A 12,610-nucleotide genomic window follows, 5' to 3' on the forward strand; every position below is an offset into this window, starting at 1 on the left:
GCGAATTATAATTATTCTTCAAACTTATTCTTGCCTGTTAAACTTATTTCTTTTGAAACAGAGTCCGAACCGCTCATACCAGGTTGGCCTCCTCCTACTGAAATAATAAATTTTCCGTTTTCAATCACTCTTTTGTTTTCCGCGCCTATTAAAGAAAACTGCCGGGGTTCCAAAATAAATTCAATAATCTGCGATTCACCCGGTTCCAGATAAATACGTTGAAATCCTTCCAGTTGAACAATTGGCCGGGGAGTTGAAGCCTCTTTATCTTTGATATACAATTGTACAACTTCATCACCCGCCATTTTTCCTGTATTGGTTACTCTAACTTTTACCGGCACATTCTTTCCAATTTTTGTTTTTGAAGGGATATTCAAATCCGAATATTTAAAAGTTGTGTAGCTTAGTCCGTAACCAAAAGGATACAGAGCTTCGCCAGTGAAATATTTATAAGTTCGCCCCTGCATGTCATATTCATCAAAAGCAGGAAGTTGGTCGATTGACTTGTAGTAGGTGACAGGTAATCTTCCCGCAGGATTGTAATCACCAAACAAAACGTCAGCAACTGCATTTCCTCCCTGCTGACCAGGGTATCCGGCTGAAATAATAGCATCCAGGTTCTGGTCAGCCCAGTTAACTGCAAGCGCACTTCCGTTTAATAGTACCAAAATGGTTGGTTTTCCAACATTTTTAATAGCCGCCATCAATTCACGTTGTGTTTTTGGTAATTTCAGATGTGTACGATCGCCACCGGCAAAACCATCCACCTGGATAGGCATTTCTTCGCCTTCAAGCCGTTGCGACAAGCCCATAACTAAAATTACTGCGTCTGCCTCTTTGGCAACTTCAACAGCCTGCTCCTGCATATCCGGATTTGGAATTGTCCACATTAATTTTGCATCGCCGTCGCCAAACCAATTTTTGTATTCGTAAACAAACTTATATTTTTTCCCCGCCTCCATTTTTATTTCCTTTTCATGGTGGAAAGCATGGTGTTCGGTATTATGACTTAATATTTTTTCACCATTGAACCAAACCTCAAGTGTTGGCATCCCCCAGCAACCAATTTCGTATGTTCCTGTTACAGGTGGCACGATGTAACCTGTCCAGCGGATGCTAAAATCGTCGTCGGGTAATTTTGGTGAAGGAGAGCCTGATTCCCAGTAAAAATCAATATTTGCATCAGTCCTTGTAAAAGTCGGCTCACCTTCCAGTTTTGCATTCGCGAAATATTCTGCTGTCACACCAGGTTCTCCCTCTTTATTCACCAAATATTGCCCTGGAATGGGATGAAGATTGTGAACCCCTTCTGCTAAATGACAACCTTCAGCAAAAAGAATTTCTGTATTTTTCAATTTATTTTTTAATCCCTGTAAAACCGTTACCGGATGTTTTGGGATTCCATTGTAATTTCCAAGTAAAGCTTCCCAGTTATCAGCGTTAGGACCAATTACCGCAATTTTCTTTGTATCTTTTGAAAGCGGCAAAAGTGCTTCTTTGTTTTTTAACAGAATAATACTTTTTTGCGCAGCCTCCAAAGCCAGCATATCATTTTCTTTTGAAGTATTTACAGAAAAAGGAATTTGGGCATAGGGCACATCAGAGTCAAACATTCCAAGTTTAAAACGCGCCGTAAACAACCGTTTTACTGATACATCGATTTCACTTTCTTTAATTATACCGCGTTCCACAGCCTCCCCAAGATGAGCATATGAAACACCACAGTTTAAATCTGTTCCATTTTTTACGGCTATCGCAGAAGCTTCCGCGGCATCTGCAGAATAGTCCTGAAACTGGTAAAAATCTGAAATTGCCCAGCAATCTGATACCACATAACCATCAAATCCCCATTCATTTCGCAAAATATTCTCCAGAATTGGATTTGCACAACAAGGATACCCCCGAAACTGATTGTACGCTCCCATCACCGAATAAACACCTCCATCTTTTACCAAGGTTCTGAATGCCGGCAAATAGGTTTCATGTAAATCGCGCTCGCTAACCAATGCATTAAATTCGTGACGTAAGGTTTCAGGTCCAGAATGTACAGCATAGTGTTTAGCTGTGGCTACAACTTTTAGATAATTTGGATCGTCGCCTTGTAATCCTTTTACAAATTGCAATCCCATCTGGCCTGTTAAGTAGGGATCTTCGCCATAGGTTTCGTGGCCTCTTCCCCACCTCGGATCACGAAAAATATTGATATTGGGAGACCAAAATGTAAGCCCCTGATAAATGCCTCTTTTTCCCCGGCGTACAAACTCGTGGTGTTTTGCCCGGGCTTCATCGGAAATGGCGGTTGCCACCCGAAACATTAATTCTTTATCCCACGAACCGGCAATAGTTATCGATTGCGGAAAAACAGTTGCATAGCCCGCGCGCGCAACACCGTGTAAACTTTCATTCCACCAGTTGTACTCCGGAACCTGCAAGCGCTCAATGGCCGGTGCAGTATAAACCATTTGGTCGATTTTCTCTTCCAGTGTCATCTGGGAGACCAAAATATCAACACGATCCTCAACAGGTAAATTAGTATTTAAAAACTCAAAATTTACATCCTGAGCTGTTGCTGAAAAAGCAAAAATTGAAATAATCAGGCCTAAAAAACTTTTTTTCATAATTTGGTTATTTACTGTTCTGTTCTGGTATGGTAAAAATAATGATTTGATTTTATTCCCTACAAATAAATTTGGTGTATTTTAATTCAATTGCCTAATTTTCGGCCATGAAAATAAATTCAAAACAAAAAGACAACTACAACAAACTCCGCAAAGAAATTGACTCGATTTCAGCAAAACTTGAAAATGAGCATAAAAAACACTTAAGTTGTAAAAGTGGCTGTGATTTGTGTTGCATGGATTACAGCATCTTCCCGATTGAATTTTTCTCGATTCTGGGAGAATTAAAAAAGGAGAATTTTCAACCTGATACTTTAGAGAAAAACAAGAGCAAAAACGAATGTATCTTTCTAAAAGAACATCGTTGTACTATATACCCTTTTCGTCCGATAATATGCCGAACCCACGGACTACCTCTGCTATATGCTAACCATGAGGGAGAATGGGAACTTTCAGCTTGCGAACTCAATTTTACAAAGTTTAGTTTTGAAGAGTTTACTGTTGACAACACATTTCCCCAGGACAAATTTAACAGCAAATTATACCTTTTGAACAAAGATTTTATCACTCAACTGAATGATAAAAATTTTTCGGAATTTGACCTTATTCCAATAAAAGACCTAATAAAACAAATGTAAATACTATGGATACACTTTCATTATTTAACTTAAATGGAAAAACTGCCTTAATAACCGGTTCAGGCAGCGGGATTGGATTTGCTTTGGCCAAGGGACTGGCCGGAGCCGGTGCGAAAATAATCTTGAATGGCAGAAATAAAACAAAACTCGAAGAAGCAAAACTCAAACTAAAAGAAGAAGGGACAACAGCTTTTTCTCTTGCTTTCGATGTTTCAAATTTAACAGAAACGAAAGATGCTATTAAGAATTATGAAAACTGCGAAGGCCCTATTGATATTTTGATTAATAACGCAGGTATCAATATTCGTGGCCCGTTTGAAAAGTTTGATGAAACAGACTGGAAAAAAGTGCTGGATATTAATATCAACGGGGCAATGATTGCTTCCCAGACCGTGGCACCTTTTATGATAAAACGAAAAGCCGGTAAAATAATTAATATCTGTTCCATGCAAAGTGAACTGGGACGTCATTCAATTGTTCCGTATGCAGTTTCAAAAGGTGGGATAAAAATGTTAACCAAAGGTTTATGTGCCGAATGGGCTAAGTACAACATACAGGTCAACGGAATTGGCCCCGGCTATTTTGAAACGGAACTTACCCGGCCACTAAAAGAAGATTCTGAATTTGACAGCTGGTTAAAAAACAGAACTCCATCGAACCGTTGGGGCAATGTTAAAGAGTTAATTGGATCAGCCGTTTTTTTGGCTTCTGATGCCAGTAGCTATGTAAACGGACATATTTTGTATGTTGACGGAGGCTTGCTTGCCACCGTATAAAAATGTAAATTACATTACATTAAATCAAAACAGCATGAAAAAATTATTTGTATTATTAATTGCAATCCCCTTGTTTACAGGGGCTTTTGCGCAAACAGAAGATAAAATGGAGGATAACTCAAACAAACTGGTAGTGCTTTGGACAAGTGGTGATCCGGATGTGGCTGAGAAAATGGGATTTATGTATACGTACAATGCAAAAAAACAAGGTTGGTTTGACGAAGTTGTATTGATTGTCTGGGGACCATCAGCAAAACTCTTAACCGAAAATAAAATGTTGCAGGATTATGTAAAAGAAATGCAAAAAGTGGGAGTAACAGTTGAAGCTTGCACTGCCTGCGCACAAATGTACGGAGTTAATGACCAGCTTTCAGAAATGGGAATTGATGTTAAAGGAATGGGCGGTCCATTAACAAATTATCTAAAAGAAGGCTGGAAGACGCTCACTCTGTAAAATCAAAAAAAAGAAGCATTTGCCGGTTGACAAATGCTTCTGCTATCTTTTGTTCTACTTGCTTAATACTCGTCTTCATTAAAAAAGAAATCGTCTTTACTTGGATAATCCGGCCAAATATCTTCAATACTTTCATACATTTCCCCTTCGTCTTCAATTTCCTGAAGATTTTCAATTACTTCCAAAGGTGCTCCGGAACGAATTGCGTAATCAATCAGTTCATCTTTTGTTGCCGGCCAAGGGGCATCTTCCAATTTCGATGCCAGTTCTAGAGTCCAATACATTTACTGAATTTTAAGCGGTTAAACTCATTTTTAACTTAGCCGCGAATATAATAAAAAAATGAAACGAAAAACAAATGCTCAAAAATTTTTTATCAATGCTTCCAGGGTGTTTCTTCAAAACCATTGTCAGCAGCCAGTTTACGCGCCATAATAAATAAAAAATCAGACAGTCTGTTTATGTATTTAATAATTTCCTTTTCAACAGGCGCATGTTCCGAAAATTCAAGGATACGTCTCTCAGCGCGCCGGCACACTGTTCTTGCTACATGACACTGAGATACAACAGTATTGCCTCCCGGAAGAATAAATTGTCTAAGTTCAGGGAGGTTCTTTTCCAACTCATCAATTGCACTCTCTATTTCCACTATATCCTGTTCTTTTACCGACAAAGAAAGAGTAAATTCATTCCCTTTTTTGTCAGAAGCAAGCCGAGATCCGATATTAAATAATTTATTCTGAATCTGAATTAGATATGTATTCTCATCCTCAGGCAGATGGTGGGAGCGCAATAAACCAATCCATGAATTTAGTTCATCAACTGTCCCGTAAGCTTCCAGTCTGAAATCGTATTTTTTCACCCTGCTTCCGCCAACCAACCCGGTTGTTCCGTCATCTCCTGTTTTGGTGTATATTTTAACTTTTTTACTCATCGAACTAATATACCGGATTTTTATTAATTATATCCGATTCTATTTCTCCATCTTTTAGTTTTACAATACGATGCGCGTGCCTTGCAATATCTTCTTCGTGGGTAACCATTACCAAAGTGTTTCCTTTTCGGTGAATCTCAGCAAATAACTTCATAATCTCCTCTGAGATTTTTGAATCAAGGTTTCCCGTAGGCTCATCAGCCAAAAGTAATGAAGGTTTATTAACCAACGCTCGAGCTATTGCTACTCTCTGCCGTTGGCCACCCGACAATTCGTTGGGACGGTGTTCCATCCTGTCTTCCAATCCAACATCAGTCAAAATTTGCTCTGCCCTGTTTTTTCTTTCATGCTTCCGTATTCCCGAATACACCAAAGGTAACATCACATTTTCAAGAGCTGAATTTCGTGGTAACAGGTTAAATACCTGGAAGACAAAACCTATCTCTGAATTTCTGATTTCGGCCAAACGGTCGTCAGACAAACGACTCACATCTTTCCCGTTTAAAACATATTTCCCGTTGCTGGGTGTATCAAGACAGCCCAAAATATTCATCAAAGTAGACTTCCCTGAACCCGACGCTCCCATAATTGCTACATATTCTCCCCGGTGAATATCGAGCGAAACCGAACGCAATGCCCTGACAACCTGTGTACCTACCCTATAGTTTTTAGTGATATTTTTAATGTGTATTATTTTCTCTTCCATATTTCCAGTTTTAATTATAGGTAAACAAGCTGGCTATTTTATTACATAATGTTGCGATTGAAATTTTTCATCAAATATAATGAAGTCCGCTGTTAAAAGCTCAATCAAAATTGTCCCATCTCCTTTTTCAAGCAAAGGTTTTAAAGTGTAGTTTTCCTTTTTGTCAGTCTTTTGTTTGAGAAAAAAGTACTTCCCGTATTCACAAAAACTTTTTACAATTACATCTGGCTTTTTTCCAAAAATAAAAAAAGCACTTTTTATTTCGATTGTTGATTTTTCTTTCCTAAAAAACTCAGTACCAACACTTTTAAAAACAGTTTCAGAGTTAAATTTTTGAAGCACTCCGGTAACATCAACAGAAATACTTTCATCACAAAAAACATGACAGGGTTGAAAATAGTTTAACAGCCGAAAAAGCAACTTTATTTGATTTTTTTCCCAGGTGCCTTTATTCATTTTTTCAATTTCATCAAAAACATAAAAACCAGCTGAAACAAATAAAACATTGGTTATCAAATTATATACAAATGGAGAATGAATTCCAAAACCCTTTTTATTACTTCTAATTGTTTTCAATCCACTTTGTTTTTAAATGATATAATTATATTTGTTTATGCCAGAATTTCTCGACCAAGATATAAAGTTTCTTCCGGGAGTTGGCCCCAAAAGAGCCGAACTTTTGAACAAAGAGCTGAGCATAAAAACGTTCAGAGATTTAATCTATTATTTTCCGTTTAAATACATCGACAGAACAAAGTTTTACAGGATTGCCGAGATTCATTCGCAAATGCCTTACATTCAAATAAAAGGCAAAATCCGCGCTATAGAAACTGTAGGTACTAAAAACAAGGAACGTTTATCTGCCCGCTTTTTTGATGATTCGGGAAGCATTGAACTGGTTTGGTTTCGGTCGGTAAAATGGCAAAAAGAAAATCTCAGTTTAAACAAAGAGTATATCGTTTTTGGGAAGCCATCTGATTTTAACGGCAAACTGAACTTGGTTCATCCTGAAATGGAAACCGAGGAAGAAATGCAGTTAAAACCTGTGGGCCTTTTTCAGGGATATTATGTTACCACTGAAAAAATGAAAAACAAATACCTCACTTCCAAAACGATAAACAAATTTCAACTTACGCTTATTCAGCTTGCAAAGAATAAGATAAGAGAAACACTTCCGGAACCACTTATTCACAAACTAAAACTCACCTCGCTTGAAAGGGCGCTGACAACCATTCATAAGCCGGAAAATACAATTGATTTAAAAAACGCAACTTTTCGTTTAAAATTTGAGGAACTTTTTCATATTCAGTTAAAAATTCTGGCGCTGAAAAGCAAACGTGAAAGTAAATTCAAAGGCTTTAAATTTGAACACGTCGGATATAATTTTAATACATTTTACAAAGATTTTTTACCTTTTGAACTTACGGGCGCTCAAAAACGAGTGGTAAAAGAAATTCGCCGGGATGTAAACCGTAATGTTCAAATGAACCGGCTTTTACAAGGCGATGTAGGCAGCGGAAAAACACTGGTTGCATTATTAACCATGCTTTTGGCAATGGACAACGGATTTCAAAGTTGTATAATGGCACCTACCGAAATTTTAGCACAACAACATTTCCAGTCAGTTTCGCAATTTTTGCAGGGAATGAATATTGAAGTCGGATTATTAACCGGTTCAACCAAAACCAAAGATCGAAAAATTTTACATGAAAAACTCGAAAGTGGGGAACTTCAAATTTTAATTGGCACCCACGCCTTGATTGAAGATGTTGTTGTTTTCAAAAATCTTGGTTTAGTTGTAATTGACGAACAACATCGTTTTGGCGTTGCCCAGCGAGCCAAACTGTGGCAAAAAAACGATTTGATTCCCCCGCATATTCTCGTAATGACAGCCACACCAATTCCACGCACCCTTGCAATGACGGTTTATGGCGATTTGGATGTTTCAGTAATAGATGAACTGCCTCCGGGACGAAAACCAGTTCAAACCTGGCATTTTTTTGAAAACAAACGCAAACAGGTGCTCAATTTTTTACGACAACAACTGGAAAAGGGAACACAAATATATATTGTTTATCCACTGATTTCGGAATCGGAAAAAATGGATTTTAAAAACCTTGAAGATGGATACAAACAGATAAAAGAGGCTTTTCCTGATGTTGAAATAAGTATGGTTCATGGAAAACTAAAACCCAACTTTAAGGAAAAAATGATGCAGGAATTTAAAGCCGGAAAAACCCGGATAATGGTGGCAACAACAGTAATTGAAGTTGGTGTTGATGTTCCAAATGCATCGGTTATGGTAATAGAAAGCGCAGAACGTTTTGGTCTTTCACAACTACACCAGTTGCGTGGAAGAGTAGGGCGAGGAGCCGAACAATCTTATTGCATCCTGATGTCTTCGTACAAAATTGGCACGGAAAGCAAAAAACGAATGGAAACCATGGTGCGCACCAACGACGGTTTTGATATTGCCGAGGTCGATATGAAACTACGTGGCCCCGGCGACATTGAAGGAACACAACAATCCGGAATTGGTTTCGACCTTAAAATTGCTAACCTTGGCAAAGACGGCAAAATCCTTGAACTTGCCCGAAATACTGCCTCCGAAATTCTCAGTGACGATCCGAATCTGTCTAAAGAAGAAAACCGGCTTTTATTAAAAAATCTGCTTGCTTCAAAAAACACAGATTTCGACTGGAGTTCGATAAGTTAGCCAGTTCCTAAAAAACGATCTTGACGTTTATTAATTTGAAATATAGTCACAAGCATTTTTTGAAAATTTTATGAAGAAACAATATCACATATTAAATGGAGACTCACTTAAACAGCAATTTCCCAAAACTATTGATGGAGAAATTATTGTCGCCAGGGAGTGTTTTGTAGATGGAAGTGTGGAAGGAGAGCAACTGGATGAGTTGTTTGCTTCCAGGGCCAGATTTCTTTATCAGAATTACAAAGAGCCTCAAAAGGCTTATTACAATAATGTGGTTCCTGAGTTTCAAAAAATTCAAAATATAAAAGACAATTCCGATATTAACCTTTGGTTTGAGGATGATCTGTTTTGTCAGGTGAATTTTTGGTTTGTTGCAAGCCTTCTGGAAAAAACAATTTGCAGCAGTAATACGGTATATCTTATTAGACCCAAATCTCATAACCAATATGGTTTTGCAGGCTTAAATCAATCTGAATTAATTTCAATTTATAAAAAAAGAGTACTTCTGACTCGTTTGGATAAAGTAGCAGGTCTGTGGAAATCATATCAAAACAATAATAAAGAAGAATTAATTGCTGCGGCCCGTCAACTAAAAAAATCATTTCCCTTTATCCTTCCTGCAGTACAGGCACATATTGAAAGAATACCAACAAAAAACAGTCCGGGCAGGCCCGTCCTTTCTTTGTTGGAAATAATGAACGATTTAGATACAAAAGAATTTGGACCGGTTTTTAGGGAATTCTGCAAACGGGAAAATATTTACGGATTTGGCGACTTGCAGGTAAAAAGGCTTTTTGATGAAATTAATAAGCCTTCGAATTAAAAAGTTCTGGTTTATTGTCAATAGAATAATATTATCTCCAAAAACCAAAAAGGATTGATTCAAATAACAAGACTACTTTTTTATAAATTTCTATCTATATTAGTACGGTTGAAACCAAAAACGAACAAAGAACTTTCAAAAAAAATTGAAACAAAATAACGCCAAATATAAACAATCTCAAACCACGGAGTAAAAGTTGCTTTCCCTCAATTAAAACAGGCCGCAAATGAAATTATTATAAAACACATACACCTCTTATAAATTTATCTACTAAAAAAATCAAACACTAAACTTTCATGAAAAAACAACTATTAACTGTTGCGCTATTAACAATCGTTTGTATCCATTCATTTTCTCAAATTTTATTTGAGAAAGGATATTTTATCAGTGCCTCAAACCAAAAAATCGACTGTTTAATTAAAAATATGGATTGGAAAAGAAACCCTGTTGAATTTGAATACAAACTCACACAATCTGCAATGCTCCAGACAGCAACGATTGAGACAGTAAAAGAGTTTGGTATCAATGGAGTTTCCAAATATACCAGAGCTATGGTAAAAATTGACAGATCTTCTGATAACATAAATTCTATGAGTTCTGAAAGAAATCCTGTCTTCCTTGAGAAACGACTTTTTCTCAAGGTACTTGTAGAAGGGGAAGCTTCATTATTTCTTTATGAAGATAAAAACCTGACCAGATTCTTTTTCAAAAATAAGGATTCCGAAGTTGAACAACTTGTATTTAAGCGCTATAGGTTAAATAATAAGATTGGTAAGAATGAGTATTACAAGCAACAACTTCTAAATAACTTTAAATCTCAGAATTTATCGTCAAACGATGTTAGATATATAAAATATAACAGAAAAGATTTAGAACAATTTTTTATAACAGCCAACAATCAAACAGGCACTGAATATTCAAGCTACAATTCTGTTGAAAAAAAAGAGCTTTTTAATTTATCTCTCCGACCGGGATTAAACGCAAGCAGCTTGGCGGTACAAAATGCCTCATCAGATTTTAGGAACGTTGATTTTGAGAATAAATATGGACTCAGATTGGGTATCGAAGCTGAGTTTATCTTACCTTATTATAAAAATAAATGGACTATAATAACCGAACCAACTTTTCAATATTATTCTTCAACCAAATCTGAAACAAAAAATATTTCAGGAGGAGAACTCATTTCAGAAGTAAATTACCAATCAATTGAGATACCGGTTGGAGTACGTCACTATTTTTACCTCAATGAAAAATCGAAATTCTTCGTAAATGTTTCCTATATTTTTGATTTTAGTAGTAATTCATCTATTGAATTCACAAGAAACGACGGTTCTTTACTCAGCAAACTTGAAATAGAACCAAGACGAAACCTGGCTTTGGGTATTGGTTATAAATTTAAAGACAAATATGGCCTTGAATTGCGATATTTAACTGACCGGGAGCTTTTAGGCAGCCATGTTCAATGGAGTTCTGAATACAGAACATTCTCTGTAATTTTCGGTTATTCGCTGTTTTAACAAGTATCACAACGTTACAGCCGGGTATTCAGGAGAAATATAGAACGTAGTATCAGATTCCTTGCCGCGCACTTCCTTTAATCCATACGAATCATCTTTCCTTCTTTCTGATATTCCTTCTGGATTCCGGCCATTAAATCAGTTTGGGAAATGGTTGTTGATTTATTCTCAAGCGTTTTAAGTCCGGCGTAGTGAATAACATTAACAATATTAGCACCCGTTAAATCGTATTTTTGCGCCACATCTTTCAATACAATTTTTTTATCGAGCTTTACATGTTCAGGAAGGTAATTTCCCCATAATGTACGTCGCTCAGGAACACCTGGATTTTCAAATTCAACCATAGAATTAAAGCGGCGTGTAAACGAAGAATCGATGTTGTTTTTCAGATTAGAGGCGAGAATAACAAGACCAGAATGAGATTCGATACGTTGTAAAAGATAAGAAACTTCCTGGTTGGCATATTTATCGTGGGCGTCGCGTACGTTGGTGCGTTTGCCAAAAATTGCGTCTGCCTCGTCAAAAAACAAAATCCAGTCTTTGTTGGCCGCCTTGTCAAACAACTTGGAGAGATTTTTTTCTGTTTCGCCAATGTATTTTGAAACCACCATGGAAAGGTCAATGCGATATACATCGCGGTTAGTATATTTTCCCAAAAGGCAGGCCGTCATTGTTTTTCCTGTCCCCGGCGGCCCATGAAACAACACACGAAATCCCGGTTTTATTTTGCCTTTCATTCCCCAGGCATTCAACAAAGTATCGTTATATCTTAGCCATGTCTCAATCTCTTTTATTTCCAACATTGTTTTTTCCTGCAACACCAAATCGTTCCATTCCAACTCAGTTGTAATTCGTTGCGCCGGGAAATCGCTGCTCATACCTGGTTTTGAAATTTTGCCTGAAATAAATAAATCAACATATTCTTCGTCAAGTAAAATGCGCCCGCTCATTTTAGGTTCGCCATGATTTGTAGGTTCGAGATACAATACATTTTTTCGTGCAAACAGGTGTTCATCCTCAAAAACCCCGGCAACTTCAACCCTCTTTTTTAAATCTTTTCCGGCCAGAATGTAAAGGGCTGTCTCGCCTGTAGGTAAAATACCGCGATGATTTTTACCTTTAATGCCGCCAAATTCGGGGAAGTCACCACCATTGGGAAGATAAGCTGAAATAAGCGGCCCAAAAAATCCGGGATCGATATACGGGATAAGCGCCAGAAACAAAACTACTACTTCTGTAAAAGAAAGCCGGTTTTCAAGAATAAACTTCGAAAGTTCCGATTGGTCCATATCCTCCTGTTGAAAAACGGGTAAACGCACTTTATTTCGTTTAAATTCCAGTTCAAAACGCGACTGTATTACTTTCGTTAAATATTCAGGAACTCTTGATGGTTTCATTTATCCGGTCTGTTTTGTATAAATCTGACAA

The 12,610-nt window shown here is 37.2% G+C and carries 12 protein-coding genes; 6 read left to right on the forward strand and 6 right to left on the reverse strand.

Going from position 1 to position 12,610, the window contains the following annotated elements; genetic code table 11:
* Nucleotides 1–11 precede the first annotated feature (11 nt).
* Nucleotides 12–2,618 (reverse strand): glycoside hydrolase family 3 protein, encoded by a 2,607-nt coding sequence (locus K5G00_RS10380; RefSeq protein ID WP_238766095.1) that lies wholly within the window; start codon nt 2,616–2,618, stop codon nt 12–14.
* Between the two features lie 107 nt (nt 2,619–2,725).
* On the opposite strand from K5G00_RS10380, the gene K5G00_RS10385 reads away from it, so the two are divergent.
* The 3 genes from K5G00_RS10385 to K5G00_RS10395 are packed head-to-tail and all read left to right on the forward strand — an operon-like array spanning nt 2,726 to nt 4,486.
* The gene (locus tag K5G00_RS10385; RefSeq protein ID WP_238766096.1) at nt 2,726–3,256 is read left to right on the forward strand and encodes a YkgJ family cysteine cluster protein; all 531 of its coding nucleotides are present in this window, start codon (nt 2,726–2,728) and stop codon (nt 3,254–3,256) included.
* Between the two features lie 5 nt (nt 3,257–3,261).
* Nucleotides 3,262–4,032: an SDR family NAD(P)-dependent oxidoreductase gene (locus tag K5G00_RS10390; RefSeq protein WP_238766097.1), complete on the forward strand. Its 771-nt coding sequence runs from the start codon at nt 3,262–3,264 to the stop codon at nt 4,030–4,032.
* 34 nt (nt 4,033–4,066) lie between these two features.
* A complete protein-coding gene (locus tag K5G00_RS10395) occupies nt 4,067–4,486 on the forward strand; it encodes a DsrE family protein (RefSeq protein WP_238766098.1) in 420 nt (139 codons plus the stop codon).
* A 62-nt stretch (nt 4,487–4,548) separates the two neighbouring features.
* On the opposite strand, the gene K5G00_RS10400 is transcribed toward K5G00_RS10395, so the two are convergent.
* From K5G00_RS10400 to K5G00_RS10415, 4 genes are all read right to left on the reverse strand, one after another.
* Nucleotides 4,549–4,770 (reverse strand): DUF2795 domain-containing protein, encoded by a 222-nt coding sequence (locus K5G00_RS10400; protein ID WP_038562297.1) that lies wholly within the window; start codon nt 4,768–4,770, stop codon nt 4,549–4,551.
* A 92-nt stretch (nt 4,771–4,862) separates the two neighbouring features.
* On the reverse strand, nt 4,863–5,420 hold the full coding sequence (locus K5G00_RS10405; RefSeq protein ID WP_238766099.1) for a cob(I)yrinic acid a,c-diamide adenosyltransferase: 558 nt from the start codon (nt 5,418–5,420) through the stop codon (nt 4,863–4,865).
* A gap of 4 nt (nt 5,421–5,424) precedes the next feature.
* On the reverse strand, nt 5,425–6,126 hold the full coding sequence (locus K5G00_RS10410) for an ABC transporter ATP-binding protein (protein WP_262921327.1): 702 nt from the start codon (nt 6,124–6,126) through the stop codon (nt 5,425–5,427).
* A gap of 33 nt (nt 6,127–6,159) precedes the next feature.
* A complete protein-coding gene (locus K5G00_RS10415) occupies nt 6,160–6,702 on the reverse strand; it encodes a hypothetical protein (protein ID WP_238766100.1) in 543 nt (180 codons plus the stop codon).
* A 37-nt stretch (nt 6,703–6,739) separates the two neighbouring features.
* On the opposite strand from K5G00_RS10415, the gene recG reads away from it, so the two are divergent.
* From recG to K5G00_RS10430, 3 genes are all read left to right on the forward strand, one after another.
* Nucleotides 6,740–8,842, forward strand: coding sequence for an ATP-dependent DNA helicase RecG (gene recG, locus K5G00_RS10420; RefSeq protein ID WP_238766101.1), 2,103 nt, complete (start codon nt 6,740–6,742; stop codon nt 8,840–8,842).
* 70 nt (nt 8,843–8,912) lie between these two features.
* Nucleotides 8,913–9,665: a DUF1835 domain-containing protein gene (locus K5G00_RS10425; protein WP_238766102.1), complete on the forward strand. Its 753-nt coding sequence runs from the start codon at nt 8,913–8,915 to the stop codon at nt 9,663–9,665.
* A gap of 296 nt (nt 9,666–9,961) precedes the next feature.
* On the forward strand, nt 9,962–11,182 hold the full coding sequence (locus K5G00_RS10430) for an outer membrane beta-barrel protein (protein ID WP_238766103.1): 1,221 nt from the start codon (nt 9,962–9,964) through the stop codon (nt 11,180–11,182).
* A 77-nt stretch (nt 11,183–11,259) separates the two neighbouring features.
* On the opposite strand, the gene K5G00_RS10435 is transcribed toward K5G00_RS10430, so the two are convergent.
* The gene (locus K5G00_RS10435) at nt 11,260–12,579 is read right to left on the reverse strand and encodes an ATP-binding protein (protein ID WP_238766104.1); all 1,320 of its coding nucleotides are present in this window, start codon (nt 12,577–12,579) and stop codon (nt 11,260–11,262) included.
* Nucleotides 12,580–12,610: the final 31 nt, after the last annotated feature.

The organism is Maribellus maritimus (assembly GCF_022267315.1).
Taxonomy (GTDB): Bacteria; Bacteroidota; Bacteroidia; order Bacteroidales; family Prolixibacteraceae; genus Draconibacterium; species Draconibacterium maritimum.